This is a genomic window from Mycobacterium shunyiense, from assembly GCF_058270035.1.
Genome location: NZ_JBZDPT010000044.1, coordinates 57,964 through 72,424, shown reverse-complemented (window position 1 = coordinate 72,424; position 14,461 = coordinate 57,964). Strand labels below are relative to the sequence as shown.

Annotated in this window: 16 protein-coding genes; 8 read left to right on the top strand and 8 right to left on the bottom strand. The window is 67.0% G+C overall.

Annotated features, from left to right (window positions below):
• Positions 1 to 34: 34 nt before the first annotated feature.
• The 3 genes from AC4ELS_RS25210 to AC4ELS_RS25200 are packed head-to-tail and all read right to left on the bottom strand — an operon-like array spanning position 35 to position 3,230.
• Positions 35 to 2,107, bottom strand: coding sequence for an AAA family ATPase (locus tag AC4ELS_RS25210; protein ID WP_499049719.1), 2,073 nt, complete (start codon positions 2,105 to 2,107; stop codon positions 35 to 37).
• Between the two features lie 10 nt (positions 2,108 to 2,117).
• The gene (locus tag AC4ELS_RS25205; protein WP_448448495.1) at positions 2,118 to 2,507 is read right to left on the bottom strand and encodes an anti-sigma factor antagonist; all 390 of its coding nucleotides are present in this window, start codon (positions 2,505 to 2,507) and stop codon (positions 2,118 to 2,120) included.
• Between the two features lie 33 nt (positions 2,508 to 2,540).
• Positions 2,541 to 3,230 carry a TetR/AcrR family transcriptional regulator gene (locus AC4ELS_RS25200; RefSeq protein WP_448448494.1) on the bottom strand — a complete coding sequence of 230 codons (690 nt, stop codon included), beginning with the start codon at positions 3,228 to 3,230 and terminating at the stop codon, positions 2,541 to 2,543.
• Between the two features lie 147 nt (positions 3,231 to 3,377).
• On the opposite strand from AC4ELS_RS25200, the gene log reads away from it, so the two are divergent.
• The 4 genes from log (at position 3,378) to AC4ELS_RS25180 (ending at position 7,766) form a co-directional block, all read left to right on the top strand.
• Entirely contained in the window at positions 3,378 to 3,938 is a 561-nt protein-coding gene (log, locus tag AC4ELS_RS25195) for a cytokinin riboside 5'-monophosphate phosphoribohydrolase (protein WP_055116475.1), read from the top strand.
• A 92-nt stretch (positions 3,939 to 4,030) separates the two neighbouring features.
• A complete protein-coding gene (gene fadD6, locus AC4ELS_RS25190) occupies positions 4,031 to 5,809 on the top strand; it encodes a long-chain-acyl-CoA synthetase FadD6 (RefSeq protein ID WP_064886275.1) in 1,779 nt (592 codons plus the stop codon).
• Between the two features lie 185 nt (positions 5,810 to 5,994).
• Positions 5,995 to 6,819 carry a dihydropteroate synthase gene (gene folP / locus AC4ELS_RS25185; protein ID WP_082941828.1) on the top strand — a complete coding sequence of 275 codons (825 nt, stop codon included), beginning with the start codon at positions 5,995 to 5,997 and terminating at the stop codon, positions 6,817 to 6,819.
• Positions 6,816 to 7,766 carry a glucosyl-3-phosphoglycerate synthase gene (locus AC4ELS_RS25180; RefSeq protein ID WP_064886273.1) on the top strand — a complete coding sequence of 317 codons (951 nt, stop codon included), beginning with the start codon at positions 6,816 to 6,818 and terminating at the stop codon, positions 7,764 to 7,766. Before folP ends, AC4ELS_RS25180 begins: the two co-directional genes overlap by 4 nt.
• A gap of 10 nt (positions 7,767 to 7,776) precedes the next feature.
• Here AC4ELS_RS25180 and AC4ELS_RS25175 read toward each other — a convergent pair whose 3' ends face one another.
• Positions 7,777 to 8,376 carry a PepSY domain-containing protein gene (locus AC4ELS_RS25175; protein ID WP_499049715.1) on the bottom strand — a complete coding sequence of 200 codons (600 nt, stop codon included), beginning with the start codon at positions 8,374 to 8,376 and terminating at the stop codon, positions 7,777 to 7,779.
• Between the two features lie 143 nt (positions 8,377 to 8,519).
• Here AC4ELS_RS25175 and AC4ELS_RS25170 point away from each other — a divergent pair, with 143 nt between their 5' ends.
• From AC4ELS_RS25170 to AC4ELS_RS25160, 3 genes are all read left to right on the top strand, one after another.
• On the top strand, positions 8,520 to 8,897 hold the full coding sequence (locus AC4ELS_RS25170) for a DivIVA domain-containing protein (protein WP_064886293.1): 378 nt from the start codon (positions 8,520 to 8,522) through the stop codon (positions 8,895 to 8,897).
• Positions 8,894 to 9,469 (top strand): DNA-3-methyladenine glycosylase I, encoded by a 576-nt coding sequence (locus AC4ELS_RS25165; RefSeq protein ID WP_064960413.1) that lies wholly within the window; start codon positions 8,894 to 8,896, stop codon positions 9,467 to 9,469. The genes AC4ELS_RS25170 and AC4ELS_RS25165 overlap by 4 nt, the downstream gene beginning before the upstream one ends.
• Positions 9,470 to 9,652: 183 nt before the next feature.
• On the top strand, positions 9,653 to 9,820 hold the full coding sequence (locus tag AC4ELS_RS25160) for a DUF3117 domain-containing protein (protein ID WP_003885506.1): 168 nt from the start codon (positions 9,653 to 9,655) through the stop codon (positions 9,818 to 9,820).
• A gap of 20 nt (positions 9,821 to 9,840) precedes the next feature.
• Here AC4ELS_RS25160 and glgA read toward each other — a convergent pair whose 3' ends face one another.
• Entirely contained in the window at positions 9,841 to 11,004 is a 1,164-nt protein-coding gene (gene glgA, locus AC4ELS_RS25155) for a glycogen synthase (protein WP_064886270.1), read from the bottom strand.
• 100 nt (positions 11,005 to 11,104) lie between these two features.
• Here glgA and glgC point away from each other — a divergent pair, with 100 nt between their 5' ends.
• The gene (gene glgC, locus AC4ELS_RS25150; RefSeq protein WP_064960412.1) at positions 11,105 to 12,319 is read left to right on the top strand and encodes a glucose-1-phosphate adenylyltransferase; all 1,215 of its coding nucleotides are present in this window, start codon (positions 11,105 to 11,107) and stop codon (positions 12,317 to 12,319) included.
• A gap of 27 nt (positions 12,320 to 12,346) precedes the next feature.
• On the opposite strand, the gene AC4ELS_RS25145 is transcribed toward glgC, so the two are convergent.
• The 3 genes from AC4ELS_RS25145 to AC4ELS_RS25135 form a co-directional block, all read right to left on the bottom strand.
• Positions 12,347 to 12,991 (bottom strand): DUF4126 domain-containing protein, encoded by a 645-nt coding sequence (locus AC4ELS_RS25145; RefSeq protein ID WP_448448491.1) that lies wholly within the window; start codon positions 12,989 to 12,991, stop codon positions 12,347 to 12,349.
• Positions 12,992 to 13,081: 90 nt separating this feature from the next.
• A complete protein-coding gene (locus tag AC4ELS_RS25140; RefSeq protein ID WP_448448490.1) occupies positions 13,082 to 13,756 on the bottom strand; it encodes a methyltransferase family protein in 675 nt (224 codons plus the stop codon).
• Between the two features lie 10 nt (positions 13,757 to 13,766).
• Positions 13,767 to 14,441, bottom strand: a complete 675-nt coding sequence (locus AC4ELS_RS25135) for a methyltransferase family protein (protein WP_499049713.1) — start codon at positions 14,439 to 14,441, stop codon at positions 13,767 to 13,769.
• Positions 14,442 to 14,461: the final 20 nt, after the last annotated feature.

Genomic DNA, 14,461 nt, shown 5'->3' with positions numbered 1-14,461 from the left:
GTCCGGTCACAGACATCCGATCCGTGAACTCACCTCAACGCGACGCTTGGCGTAAGGCATCCTCAGCCGCGGCAACCATCCCGACGTCGCGATACCGCTCGGCGACGTCGGCCAATGCCGCACCGTCCCCAGCGGCCAGCGCACGCGCGTGGTCCAGCGTCAGCTGCCCGAACAGGCAATCCAGCTCGACGCGAGCGAGCGCGTCGACCGCGCGCGTATCGCCGAGTCGCACGCCGTCGTGCAACGCCCGCAGCATCACCGCGGATTGCTCGCCGCGCTCGGCGGCCTTGGCAGCCTCGCGCGCCGCGGTCACCGCACCCACCGAATCCTTGCGGGCAAAGCACGTCCAGGCGCGGGCCAGGGACAATTCCGGCGCGAACAACATCGACTTGAGTCCGTGTCGGGATTCCGCACGCGACAATGCTTTTCCCGCCTCGACCGGCATGCCCCGTTGCCCGAGGGCCTGAGCCGACAGCATCCACGCCAGCGGGCCCCAGGAGTACCCGGTCGGCGCCAACGCAGCAGTTGCCTTGCGTAACAGGGCAATCGCCTCATCGAGCTGACCGCGCACCAGCAACACGTCGGCCATCAGCACCTCGCCCACCGCGCGACCGGGCTGCAGCAGCTGGGTGAAATCGGTGATCCTCTGAGCCAGCTCCTCGGCGCGGTCCAGCCGGCCGGTCATCAGTAGCGCCGTGGTTTGACCGAACCCGCTGGTGAACCGCAACAGGCCCGGATGCCCTGCCGTCAACGCGCGCTCGGCCATCGCGTCCACCCGGTCGAAGGCGCCCAGGCGCGCGCAACTGAGCGCCGCCGTCGACCCCGCCCAGCCGATCGCGGTGTCATCAGCGGCGGGGGAGGCCAGCACCTCCAGTGCCAGGCCCAAAGCCCGTTGGGGCGCACCGGCATTCATCGCAAAGGTAGCTGCGAGTGCGTCGAGCGTGGTCTGTGCCCTCGGCGTCGACACCCGTCGGCGGGTGGCCTTCAGGAACGCGGTGGCGCGTTCGGGTTCTGACAACATCCAGAACTGATTGGCCGCCTGCGGCAACGCCCACGCCATCAGTTGATCCTCTGACAGGTCGGCCGGGTCGATCTGTCCCAACACGGCATCGGCCTCACGGCCGCGCCCCTGCCAGGCCAACGCATACGCCAGGGTCAGCAGACCCGTGAATTCGCCACCGGACGCGGTCGCGGCCCGTGCCAGCCGTTCGCTCAGCTCCAGGTCGCCCAATCGCAGCGCCTCGCCTGCCGCGCCGACGAGTTCCCCGGCGGGAAGGGGCACGTCGCTGTCGAGGGCCAGTACCGCCACACGCAGCCGGTCGACCACCCCGGGCCGCGGCGCCGCGGACAATCTCTCGACCACCGCGTTGCGCAACCGCCGCAGGTCGGGTCCGCCGACGGTGGCACGCATGGCGCTCAGAAACAGCGGATGCACACAGTGCACCATCCCGTCGTCGACGCGAACCACGCCGCTGTCCTGTGCAGCTTGCACGGCACCGGTGCTGGTCAGCGCCGCCAGATCGGCAAGTGGCAGCGGATCGTGCACCGCCAGTTGTCGCAATACCCCGGCCACGTCGTCGGGCAGATCGGCGAGAAACGTGTCCACCTGGTCGGCCAGTCGGGCGTCGTCGTGGCCCGGCGGCGACATCTCGACGCGGTTCACCAGCCGGTCACCCCACAATGCCGCGACGTCGTCGGGCGCCCCCGCAGATGCGGTCACGATGAGTTTGGCCGCACCGGTCACGGCGAGTTGGTAGACGAGCGCCGCCGACAACCGATCCAGCAGATGTGCGTCGTCCACGACAACCAACAGTCCGGATCCGAGCGCCTCACGCGCCGCGCGCATCACCTCGGCGGTCTTGCCTGTCGAGGGGATGTCGATCAGGTGCGCGACCGCTGCAAAGGGAACTGTCGCAGCCGATTCCGTGCCGGTGATCCACAGGACGCGACGGAAATCCGGGGTGAGATGTTCAGCAGCGGTGCGGGCCACCGACGACTTGCCCACTCCGGCGGGACCGAGTAGCGCCGCGCCGCAGCGTTCGTGCAGGCCGGCTTCCAGGCCGTCGAGCACACGGTCACGTGGTGCGATCACCCAGTCGACAGCCATCCACCGAATCCTATGGTGGGCTGCCGCCGTTCAACGCTGATTCGACATCCGGGTGCGCCGAGATCGCGTCGTCCATACCGCAGCCGGCGATGACTCGTCGGATGCTCGGCAGCGTGGTGACGAGTCGCACCGTGACTCCCTGCTGACGGCTGTCGACGGCCTGTTTGGCCAGGGCGACCAGTGCTCCGCAGCTCATGAAATCCAGGGACCCGCCGTCGACGACGAGTATCGAACCATCGGGAGCGGCGGCTGCCGACTCACCGAGCATGCGTTCCCACGTGGGCTCGTTGTGGGCATCGACCTGTCCGAAGACCTGAACGATGAGGCCTTCGGGTATGGGGTGAGCCATCCAGTGCAGCTCGTGATCCTGCCGGTTCGATTCCACGATGAAACCGAGCATACCGATCTTGGTTTACGTTGTAAACGAGGCTGCTCAGTGCCCGTCGAGCCAGGTTTCGATGCGATCGAGGAGGGCTTCCAACGCTTCCTCGAACTCGTCGGAGCTGTGATCCTCCGCCAGCATCGGCTGCAACCGTCGCAAGTTCGGGTAGTCGGCCAGCGAGGTATCGGGCCGCGGCTCGGCGTCGAGAGTCGGTTCCTCCGGGCTGAGGGCGACACCGCGTGCAGACACCTCCAGCAGCAACTGGCCCACCAGGAACGTGGTGTATGTCCGGTAGGCGGCGACGGCTGCGCTGTCGCTGAACCCATAGGAGATCAGCGTCTCCAGAAAGGTCTCCATCCAGCGCAGGCTGCGCAGTGGCGGCCGCACCCACGGGGCCTCCGGCGCCTCGGTCGCCACCAGAGGGAACACGTCGGGATGGTCAAGGGCGATCTGGCGCACTCCGTGACCCAGCCGCAGCAGGAAGTCCTGCCAGCCGTCCTCCTGTCGGCGCGCGGCGAGCTGATCTGCGTACAGGCGGTCCACGATGTGGTCGACCACGCCGGTCAGCAGGTCGCCACGGCTGTGCACATAGCGGTACAACGCCATGGCTTCGACACCGCACGCCGTGCCCAGTCGCCGCATGGTCAATTTCGTCAGACCGTCGCGGTCGATCAGCTCGATTGCGGTGTCCAAGATGAACTCGCGATTCAACCTTGTCGGTTGATCGACATCGTCAGTCACCAGGATCGTCCCTCCGCGTTCAGCTCAGTGTCCCTGCGAGCCGGGGCTTAGTCCATCAGCAACGGACATCAGCAACAGGCATCAGTAACGGACCTGTCATCAGCCACCCGACATCGACGGTTCACCACCACCCTCTAGGTTGTGTGCGTGTCCGGTGAAACTGACCGCGAGTTTGCGGTGTGTGTCTATTGCGCCTCGGGTCCCACCCATCCCGAGCTGCTGGCCCTGGCCAGTGAGGTAGGGGTGGCGATCGCCAAGCGCGGATGGACGCTGGTCTCCGGTGGCGGCAACGTGTCGGCGATGGGTGCGGTCGCCCGGGCGGCGCGATCGAGCAACGGTCGCACGGTCGGCGTGATCCCCAAGGCGCTCGTTCACCGCGAGCTCGCCGACGTGGACGCCGCTGAGCTGGTGGTCACCGACACGATGCGGGAACGCAAGAAGGAGATGGAGGACCGCTCCGACGCGTTCATCGCGCTGCCCGGCGGCATCGGCACGCTGGAGGAGTTCTTCGAGGCCTGGACAGCGGGCTATCTCGGGATGCACGAGAAGCCGGTGGTGCTGCTCGACCCGTTCGGTCACTACGACGGCTTGTTGAAATGGCTGCGCGGACTCGTCGCCTCGGGTTACGTGAGTGATGCAGCCCTGGATCGGTTGATTGTCGTCGACGAGGTGTCCGCCGCGCTCGAGGCGTGCGAGTCGGTTACCTAGAACCGGCGGTAACGGCGGTTACCAGCGCGGCTATGGTGTTGCCCACACGACAGCCACTTCGAGACCCATAACAACGCGCAGGGGGAGACCGCATGACCGACCAGAAATCGGGCACCAGGAGCAGCGTCGGCCTACTCGACCTCGCCAGCCAGGTACCCGGTCTGCTGATGGATGCGCCGGTCATCGTGCGAGGTGTAGTCACCGGAATGATGGCCCGGCCGACCGCCAAGACCTCGATCGGCAAGGTGTTCCAGGAGCGTGCCGCCCAGTACGCCGACCGGGTTTTCCTCAAGTTCGGCGACGAGCGCATCACGTATCGCGAAGCCAACGAGACCGTCAACCGGTATGCGGCAGTCCTCGCCGCCAAGGGTGTCGGCCACGGCGACGTCGTCGGGGTGATGCTGCGCAACTCGCCCGATGCGGTCCTGCTGATGCTGGCGATCGTCAAGTGCGGCGCTGTCGCAGGCATGCTCAACTACCACCAGCGCGGCAAGGTGCTGGCCCACAGCTTCGGACTGCTCGACGCCACCGCCGTGGTGGCCGAGTCCGATCTGATCGAGCACGTCACCGACTGCGGGGCCGAGGTCAACGGCCTGATCACGGTCGAGGAGCTGCGCCGGCTGGCGGCCACCGCGCCGACCACCAACCCGGCCAGCGCGTCCGCCGTCCTGGCCAAGGACAAGGCGTTCTACATCTTCACCTCGGGCACCACCGGCATGCCCAAGGCCAGCGTCATGACGCACTACCGCTGGCTGCGTGCCCTGGCCGGATTCGGTGGCCTCGGGCTTCGGCTGCACAGCAACGACACCCTGTACTGCTGCCTGCCGCTCTATCACAACAACGCCCTGACGGTCTCGGTCGGTTCGGCACTGAACTCGGGTGCCGCCCTGGCCCTGGGCAAGTCGTTCTCGGCATCCCGGTTCTGGGACGAGGTCATCGCCTACGACGCGACCGCCTTCGTCTACATCGGTGAGATCTGCGGCTATCTGCTCAACCAGCCGCCCAAACCGACCGACCGGGCACACAAGGTCCGCGTGATCGTCGGCAACGGGCTGCGCCCGGCCATCTGGGACGAGTTCACCCAGCGCTTCGGCATCCCGCGCGTCTGCGAGTTCTACGCCGCCAGCGAGGGCAACACCGCCTTCGTCAACGTCTTCAACGTGTCGAAGTCCACCGGCATCTGCCCGAGTCCCGTCGCCTTCGTCGAATACGACGCCGACAGTGGCGAACCGGCCCGTGGCGCCGACGGCCGGCTGCGCAAGGTCAAGCGCGGCGAGCCCGGCCTGATGCTCTCCAAGATCAACGCGCTGCAGCCGTTCGACGGTTACACCGACAAGGCCGCCAGCGAGAAGAAGCTGGTGCGCAACGCCTTCAAGGAAGGCGACGTCTGGTTCAACACCGGCGACCTGATGCGTTCCCAGGGGCTGGGCCACGCCGCGTTCGCCGACCGGCTCGGCGACACGTTCCGGTGGAAGGGCGAGAACGTGGCCACCACCGAGGTGGAGGCGGCTGTTGCGAGCCATCCGCTGATCGAGGAGTGCACCGTGTTCGGCGTCGAGGTGCCCGGCGCCGGTGGTCGCGCCGGGATGGCCGCTGTGCAGCTCAAGGGCGGCAAGGAATTCGCAGGCAAGGAGCTGGCCGACGCGTTCTACGCGCACCTGCCGGCCTACGCCGTGCCGCTGTTCGTCCGCGTCGTCACCGAACTGGCGCACACCTCGACCTTCAAGAGCCAGAAGGTCGACCTGCGCAAGCAGGGGTATGGATCCGACATCGAGGATCCGCTGTACGTGCTGGCCGGCCGCGAGGAGGGCTACGTGCCCTTCTACCCGGAATACCCCGACGAAGTGACGGCCGGTAAGCGGCCGAAGTAGGCGGGCGCCTGCAGCTCCGCGCGGATTTCCACGCCTGGGTCGTCGATCGCGTCCGGCGACGACCGACAGGTAGAAAACGACGCGGAAGCTGGCGCGAATACTGCTGCGGTTGAGCCACCGGGCACTATGGAGGCGTGTTGACGACGTTCTGCGGGCGCCCGGTCGCGGCTGACCGTGCCCTGATCATGGCGATCGTCAACCGGACCCCGGACTCCTTCTACGACCGCGGCGCCACCTTCACCGACGACGCGGCCAAGGCCGCTGCCCAGCGCGCGATCGACGACGGTGCCGACGTGATCGACGTGGGCGGCGTCAAAGCAGGCCCCGGCAGCATGGTCGACGCCGAAGAGGAGATCGCCCGCGTCGTGCCGTTCATCGAATGGCTGCGCACCACCTACCCCGACCAGTTGATCAGCGTCGACACCTGGCGCGCCGCCGTGGCCAAGCAGGCCTGCGCGGCTGGGGCCGATCTGATCAACGACACCTGGGCAGGTGCGGATCCAGGGCTGCCCGAGGTGGCCGCCGAGTTCGGCGCCGGCCTGGTCTGCTCACACACCGGCGGCGCGGTGCCGCGCACCCGGCCGTTCCGGGTGAACTACGGGATCACCGAACGCGGCGTCGTCGACGACGTCATCGCCGAGGTGACCGCGGCGGCCGAGCGGGCGGTAGCAACGGGTGTGCCACGCGACCGGATACTGATCGACCCCACCCATGATTTCGGTAAAAACACTCATCACGGTCTTAGTTTGTTGCGTCACGTAAAAGATCTTGTTAAGACCGGATGGCCAGTCCTGATGGCGCTGAGCAACAAGGATTTTGTCGGGGAGACTCTGGGTGTGGATCTGACCGAACGCCTGGAGGGCACCCTGGCCGCGACGGCACTCGCCGCCGCGGATGGAGCCGCGATGTTCCGGGTACACGAGGTCGGACCCACACGGCGCGTGCTGGAGATGGTCGCGTCGATCCAGGGAGTGCGGGCACCCGCACGAACAGTGAGGGGGTTGGCATGACCGCTCTGCCTGATCTGTCCGTCGCCGACGGAGTCGTCGGCCACCGCTGGCTGACCGACCACAGCTGGAACCGGCCGAGCTGGACCATCGAAGAGCTGGAGGCCGCCAAGGCGGGCCGCACGGTCTCGGTGGTTCTGCCTGCCCTCAATGAGGAAGAAACCGTCGCGTCCGTCGTCGAGACCATCACCCCGTTGCTCGGCGGGCTGGTCGACGAGCTGATCGTGCTCGATTCGGGGTCCACCGACGACACCGAGATCCGCGCCGTCGCCGCCGGGGCCCGGGTGGTCAGCCGCGAGGTGGCGCTGCCCGAGATCGCGCCGCAACCGGGCAAGGGCGAAGTGCTGTGGCGGTCGCTGGCCGCCACGACGGGCGACATCATCGCCTTCGTCGACTCCGACCTGATCGATCCCGACCCGATGTTCGTGCCCAAGCTGCTGGGCCCGCTGCTCACCGCCGACGGGGTGCACCTCGTCAAGGGGTTCTACCGGCGGCCGCTCAAGGTGAGCGGCGCCGAGGACGCGAACGGTGGCGGCCGGGTCACCGAGTTGGTGGCCCGCCCGCTGCTGGCCTCGTTGCGTCCCGAGTTGAACTGCGTGTTGCAGCCGCTGGGCGGCGAATACGCGGGCACCCGCGAACTGCTGACCTCGGTGCCGTTCGCGCCCGGCTACGGCGTGGAGATCGGCCTGCTGGTCGACACCTACGACCGACTCGGCCTCGATGCCATTGCCCAGGTGAACCTCGGCGTCCGGGCGCATCGGAACCGGCCGCTGACCGAGCTCGCCTCGATGAGCCGACAGGTCATCGCGACCTTGCTGTCGCGGTGCGGGATCGCCGATTCGGGGGTGGGGCTGACGCAGTTCTACGCCGACGGCGACGACTTCACCCCGCGGGTGTCTTCGGTGTCCCTGGCCGACCGCCCGCCCATGGTCACCCTGCGCCCGCGCTGACGGTCGGCCTTCAGTTCCGGGCCACGACGGAACCGGTACCGGCGTCGACGCTGACTTCGTGAAGGGTGTTCGCGGGATCGACGACGTCCGCCTCCCACACCGTGGTGCCGTCGCGGTCGTCCAGGTTCAATTCGGTGATCCGGCCGTCGACGGCCTTGGCGACAGCGTCGACAGCTGCGCGGAAGTCGAGCTTGGCGGCCTGGATGCGGCTGCGGTGTTTGGCTGTGTCCTTGGCGTCCTCCGGCTTGGCGAGCGGGCCGCTCAGAACTTGGGTGCCATCGGCGGAGACCTCGACCTCGTGCTCGACGCCATCGGTCGTGATGACCTGAACCTCCCATTGCGTGTCGTCGCGCTCGGTCTCGATGGAGGACACGGTGCTGCCGGGAACAGTGCCTCGCGCCGTCTCCGCTGCCGCCAGCAGAGCGGTGTTGCCCTTCGCGGTCGCCTGCGGCGGGGACTGGGTGGGGGCCGGCGCCGCGCTGGTCCCGTCCTGCTTGTCCGGATTGGCTGTCGTCGGCGCTTGGCCTCCGCCACAAGCGACCACCGCGGCCATCGCAGTCGCGGCTCCAGCCATGAGCAGGGCAGTTGCAGGCGTTGGGTTGCCAGGCATTCTGATCCACCTTCCTGGGACGATTCGGCATCTTCTGCCCACGTAACCACCGGCCGGTGGTGTGGCGCCAGGTCTCGTCGGTGCTGTCGTGGATAGTGGACCCTGATGGACTCGAATTCCTACGTGATTGCGTGGTGTTTGCAGTGACACTGATACTGCTGTACCTCGTGGTGCTGGTTCTGGTGGCCACGGTGCTGTTCGGGCTGGGCAGCGTCATCTTCGGCCGCGGTGAGACGCTGCCGCCGCTGCCACGGGGCACCACCGCCACGGTCCTGCCGGCCTCGGGCGTCACGGGTGCCGATGTGGATGCGCTCAAGTTCGCCCAGGCCGTCCGTGGATACAAGACCAGCGAAGTGGACTGGGTGCTCGATCGGCTGGGCCGCGAACTCGACGCGGTGCGCGGGGAGCTGGCAGCGGTGCGCGCTGCGTACGGTGTGCCCGACGACTTCGACGAGGTTGCCGACGACGAGGAAGAAGTGTCGGCCACCGCAGGCGAGGTCCGCACCTCGGACGAGTCATGACCGACGACGGCAAGACCCGCTGCGGCTGGGCAGTCTCAGCCAGCAGCTCAGCTGCGGGAGACACCCTCTACCGCGACTATCACGACACCGAGTGGGGTCGCCCGCTGCGGGATTCTGGTGCGCTGTTCGAGCGGATCAGCCTGGAGGCATTCCAGAGCGGGTTGAGCTGGCTGACGATCCTGCGCAAGCGGGAGAATTTCCGGGCCGCGTTCGACGGGTTCGATGCGGACGCCGTCGCGAGGTACACCGACGACGACGTCGAGCGGTTGATGGCCGACGCGGGGATCGTGCGCAACCGGGCCAAGATCGTCGCGACCATCGCCAATGCAAAGGCTGTCACCGAGCTCGACGTAGACCTCGGCGAGCTGTTGTGGTCGTTCGCGCCCCCGGCCCGGCCGCGGCCCGCTGACCTGGCCCAAGTGCCTGCCGTGACCCCGGAATCGACCGCGATGGCCAAGGAACTCAAGCGGCGGGGCTTCAAATTCGTCGGCCCGACCACGGCATATGCGTTGATGCAGGCCACCGGGATGGTCGACGACCATGTCGCGACCTGCTGGGTCCCGGCGCAGTAATTGTGACCGGTAAAACATGCCTTCGGTCGGTATCCGACGGGTCTTTGCACAAGCACAGCCGCGGATAAGGAACAATAGGGCTAGTTCAGTAGCAGTTCAACGCCGGGTGCCGCCAACGAGTGGGCGGCTTCGGCCCCAACCTGGCCCGCTGACACGGGTCGGCACTGTTGGAGGGAGCACTCGATGGCGGCGATGAAGCCCCGGACCGGTGACGGTCCACTGGAAGCAACCAAAGAGGGGCGAGGAATCGTTATGCGAGTACCGCTGGAAGGCGGTGGGCGCCTCGTTGTCGAACTGACTCCCGACGAGGCCGCTGCGCTGGGCGACGAACTCAAGGCCGTCACCAGCTGATCGGCTCGCAAGGTGTCCGCTCAGGCGGACACCTTGCGGTATATCTCCAGGGTCTGTTCAGCGATGTGCGCCCAGGAGAACTCGGCGATGCAGCGCTGGCGCCCGGCCTCGCCGTACTTTCGGGCGGTTTCCGGCTCCGCCACGAGTGAGTTGACCGCATCGGCCAGACGCATCTCGAAGAAGCGTGGATCGCTGGCGTCGTAGTGCACGAGCAGCCCGGTCTGCCGGTCGGCGACCACCTCGGGGATGCCTCCGACGTCGGACGCGACGACCGGCGTCGAACACGCCATCGCTTCCAGGTTCACGATACCCAACGGCTCATACACCGAAGGGCATACGAAAACTGTTGCAGCGGAAAGTATTTCGCGAATCTTGTTGATCGGCAGCATCTCGCGCACCCAGAACACGCCGGTGCGGGCACGGGCCAGCTCGGCCACCGCTGAGGACACCTCGGCGGCGATCTCGGGGGTGTCGGGGGCGCCGGCACACAACACCAGCTGCACCTCGGGGCTGAACCGATGGGCCGCGGCCACCAGGTGGGCCACACCCTTCTGACGGGTGATGCGCCCGACGAACGCCACGATCGGTCGGCCCAGGTCGACCCCGAGCTCGGCGAGCACCGAGTCGGTGTCGGCAGGCGGAGTCGGGTACCAGACGTCGGTGTCGATCCCGTTGCGCACCACGTGGACCCGGCCGGGGTCGAGTGCCGGATAGGTGCGCAGCACGTCGTGGCGCATGCCGGAACTCACCGCGATGACCGCGTCGGCGGCCTCGATCGCGGTCCGCTCCACCCAGGACGACACCCGGTAGCCCCCGCCGAGTTGCTCGGCCTTCCACGGACGCAGCGGCTCGAGGGAATGCGCGGTCAGCACGTGCGGGATGCCGTAGAGCAGCCCGGTCAGGTGCCCGGCCATTCCGGCGTACCAGGTGTGCGAGTGCACCACTGTCGCGGCGGCGGCCGAGTTGACCATGTTGAGATCCGCGGACAGCGTCGACAGAGCCGGGTTGGCACCACGCAGCGCGGGATCGGGCTGCGCCACGAAGGCGCCGTCACGCGGGGCGCCCATGCAGTGCACGTCGACGTCGCAAAGCTGACGCAACTGGGCGACGAGTTCGGTCACATGCACACCGGCACCGCCGTACACCTCGGGTGGATATTCCCGAGTCATCATGGCCACCCGCATATCCGAGACGGTAGTAGGTCTTGGCGGGTCTAGCTACGCGCCGCAGACTTCTGTTGCCATTGGCTGGCCGCGTTGCTGGTTGGCGGATAGGTTTGGACCCATGAGGGAGTTGCCACATGTGCTGGGCATCGTTCTGGCCGGGGGAGAGGGCAAACGGCTGTACCCGTTGACCGCCGATCGAGCCAAGCCGGCAGTTCCCTTCGGCGGTGCTTACCGGCTGATCGACTTCGTGCTGTCCAATCTCGTCAACGCCCGTTACCTACGGATCTGTGTTCTGACGCAATACAAGTCGCATTCACTGGACCGTCACATCAGCCAGAACTGGCGTCTGTCGGGTCTGGCCGGTGAGTACATCACCCCGGTGCCGGCCCAACAGCGGCTCGGTCCGCGTTGGTACACCGGCTCGGCGGATGCGATCTACCAGTCGCTCAACCTGATCTACGACGAAGATCCCGACTACATCATCATCTTCGGCGCCGACCACGTGTACCGCATGGATCCCGAGCAGATGCTGCGGTTCCACATCGACAGCGGGGCCGGGGCGACTGTGGCCGGCATCCGGGTACCCCGCGCGGAGGCCAGTGCGTTCGGCTGCATCGACGCCGACGACTCTGGGCGCATCAAGGATTTCGTCGAGAAGCCCGCGAACCCGCCGGGCACGCCCGACGATCCCGAGCAGACCTTCGTGTCGATGGGCAACTACATCTTCACCACCAAGGTGCTCATCGACGCGATCCGCGCCGATGCCGACGACGACCACTCCGACCACGACATGGGCGGCGACATCATTCCCCGGCTGGTGTCCGACGGGATGGCGGCGGTCTACGACTTCAACAACAACGAGGTGCCCGGCGCCACCGAACGTGACCACGGCTATTGGCGCGACGTCGGAACCCTGGACGCGTTCTACGACGCGCACATGGACCTGGTGTCGGTGCACCCGGTGTTCAACCTGTACAACAAGCGCTGGCCGATCCGCGGCGAGTCGGAGAATCTGGCCCCGGCCAAGTTCGTCAACGGCGGCTCGGCACAGGAGTCGGTCGTCGGCGCCGGGAGCATCATTTCCGCGGCGTCCGTACGCAATTCGGTGCTGTCCTCCAATGTGGTGATCGACGACGGCGCGATCGTGGAGGGCAGCGTGCTGATGCCGGGCGTGCGGATCGGCCGCGGCGCGGTGGTGCGCCACGCGATCCTGGACAAGAACGTGGTGGTGGGCCCGGGCGAGATGGTGGGCGTGGACCTCGACAAGGACCGGGAACGGTTTGCGATCAGCGCGGGCGGCGTGGTCGCCGTCGGCAAGGGTGTGTGGATCTGACGCGTCCGACGCATCGCCGAACCGGATTCACTCCCAGGGGTCTACCGCGGCAGGGCGGGGAGCTGCATTGCTGCGTGCGTTGACGCCGACCTTGGCTTCACTGCGTCGTCGGCGCCACCGCCACAACCGGAAAGCACCCCAGATCAGCGCCAACAGCGCGACGAGCACCAGGATCGGCAGCAGGATCGCCACGAAGACCAGTCCGACACTCGTGACGTCCTCGACAGTGGACAGCACCGGGGCGGCTACGCCGGCGGTGGCGACGTTGGCGGCCGGCCGCACCGTCGATTTGGTCAGCGACACCACGAGTGCGGTCACCGCGCCGATCGCCACCGGAATCCATTGGCCGGACTGGGCGAACGCGCCGGGATCGGCGACCGCGGCGGTCTGGGACGCGGTGCCCGAGCCGAACACGATGCCGCCCGCGGTCGGGCGCACGAAGGTCTGGATGGTGTCGTTGATGGAATCGAGCGCGGGGATCTTGTCGGCGACCACTTCGACGATCAGCAAGACCGCGACGATCGCCATCACCCAGCCGTTCTCCAGCCACGACCACCCCGCCGGCAATGACACCAGATGGGTGAAGCGTGACAGCAGGCCGAGGGCCAGCAACGGGATGTAGGCATTGAGCCCCGCCGCAGTGGCCAGGCCGAAGCCGGTCAACAGTTCCATTACTGCAGTATGCGGCGAACTCCGCTCCAGACCCGGCGGTTCGTCGTTATCGGCTCTGAGTCCGCGTCGTGGCCTCTCACATCGCAGTCCTCACCAGACGTAGGGCAGCAGCCGGTAACGGACCTTCCCGGCATACGCGTCGTAGCCGTCGAGTTCGGCGCGCAGGAGCTTCTCCTCGTCGACTATGCGCATGGCGAGTATCGCTATACCCGGGATCATGAGCAGCAATCCCCAGTACGAGCCGAGAGCCGGCGGGATGCCGATCATCATGATCACGTTCCCGGCGTACATCGGATGGCGCACCAGCCGATACAGGCCGGTGGACACGACGGTCTGGCCCGCCTCCACGATCACGTTGGCCGCGGCGTAACTGTTCTGGCTCACCACGAGCATCGCGGCGCCGAGTCCCACGGCCACCAACGCGTTGCCGACGACCGACACCCAGGCGGGGACGGCCGACCAGCCGAACCGGTGGTCCAGGACGCTCACGATGACCATCGCAGCCAGGAAAGTGAACGCCAACGTGCTGGCGACCTTCTGCAGTGGTCTGGTCTCGGCGACCGGTCCGGCGCGCATCCGGCGTCGCAGCGCTTCCGGATCATGCACCGCCAGGTATCTGCTCGGAAGGAGAGTGGTCAGGGCGAACACCGCGAGGAATGCCCACCCCTGCCAGTAGTCGAACGTCCCGGCCGGACCGAACACCAGTGCACCGAATACGACCAGTCCGATGACGGCCGACACGGCGGTGAGTAGACCTGTCTTCACGTCGCAGTCCTCACCAGACGTAGGGCAGCAGCCGGTAGGGCACCTTCTGCGTGTACTCGTCGTAGCCGTCGAGTTCGGCTCGCAGCATCTTCTCCTCGTCGGCGATCCGCACGTCGAAGATCGGTATCGAGGCGATCGAAACGAGTAGGGCCCAGTAAGAACCCAGCGCCAGTGGGGTGCCGAACATCATCAACACCGCGCCGAAATACATCGGGTGTCGGACCAGACCGTAAAGCCCCGTCGAGACGAGCGGCTGGTCGTCCTCCACCTGGATACTGGCGCCGGCGAAGCTGTTCTGGAAGACCACCGTCTGCGCGAGGATGAGCCCGACCGCCACCAGGACGTTGCCGAGGATTACGACGGCGACCGGCACGCTGGACCAGCCGAACCGGTGGTCGAGCGCACTGAGGGCAAACGCCGCGAAGGCCGAGCCCGTGACCGCCCAGATGACGATCTTCTGCACGATCCGCGTTTCCGCGGTGGGCCCACCGTGGAGGCGTCGTTGCAGGGCAGCCGGGTCTCTGACCGCGAGATAAATGCTCGGGACCATGGTGGTCGCCATGAACACGGCAATGAAAACCCAGGCCTGCCAATAGTGGAACGTGCCGGCCGGCCAGAACAGCGTCACGGCGAACAATGCCAGGCCGAACACGCCCGAAGCGATCGTCTGAAGTGCGAGTTTCATCAACTGTCTCCTGTTCGGGT

Bases quoted from the DNA above. Each gene is read 5' to 3' on its own strand.
- AC4ELS_RS25210 (WP_499049719.1), bottom strand. From the start codon at position 2,107: ATGGCTGTCGACTGGGTGATCGCACCACGTGACCGTGTGCTCGACGGC.
- AC4ELS_RS25205 (WP_448448495.1), bottom strand. From the start codon at position 2,507: ATGCTCGGTTTCATCGTGGAATCGAACCGGCAGGATCACGAGCTGCAC.
- fadD6 (WP_064886275.1), top strand. From the start codon at position 4,031: ATGACCGACCAGAAATCGGGCACCAGGAGCAGCGTCGGCCTACTCGAC.
- folP (WP_082941828.1), top strand. From the start codon at position 5,995: ATGGCGATCGTCAACCGGACCCCGGACTCCTTCTACGACCGCGGCGCC.
- AC4ELS_RS25180 (WP_064886273.1), top strand. From the start codon at position 6,816: ATGACCGCTCTGCCTGATCTGTCCGTCGCCGACGGAGTCGTCGGCCAC.
- AC4ELS_RS25175 (WP_499049715.1), bottom strand. From the start codon at position 8,376: ATGCCTGGCAACCCAACGCCTGCAACTGCCCTGCTCATGGCTGGAGCC.
- AC4ELS_RS25165 (WP_064960413.1), top strand. From the start codon at position 8,894: ATGACCGACGACGGCAAGACCCGCTGCGGCTGGGCAGTCTCAGCCAGC.
- AC4ELS_RS25160 (WP_003885506.1), top strand. From the start codon at position 9,653: ATGGCGGCGATGAAGCCCCGGACCGGTGACGGTCCACTGGAAGCAACC.
- glgA (WP_064886270.1), bottom strand. From the start codon at position 11,004: ATGCGGGTGGCCATGATGACTCGGGAATATCCACCCGAGGTGTACGGC.
- glgC (WP_064960412.1), top strand. From the start codon at position 11,105: ATGAGGGAGTTGCCACATGTGCTGGGCATCGTTCTGGCCGGGGGAGAG.
- AC4ELS_RS25145 (WP_448448491.1), bottom strand. From the start codon at position 12,991: ATGGAACTGTTGACCGGCTTCGGCCTGGCCACTGCGGCGGGGCTCAAT.
- AC4ELS_RS25135 (WP_499049713.1), bottom strand. From the start codon at position 14,441: ATGAAACTCGCACTTCAGACGATCGCTTCGGGCGTGTTCGGCCTGGCA.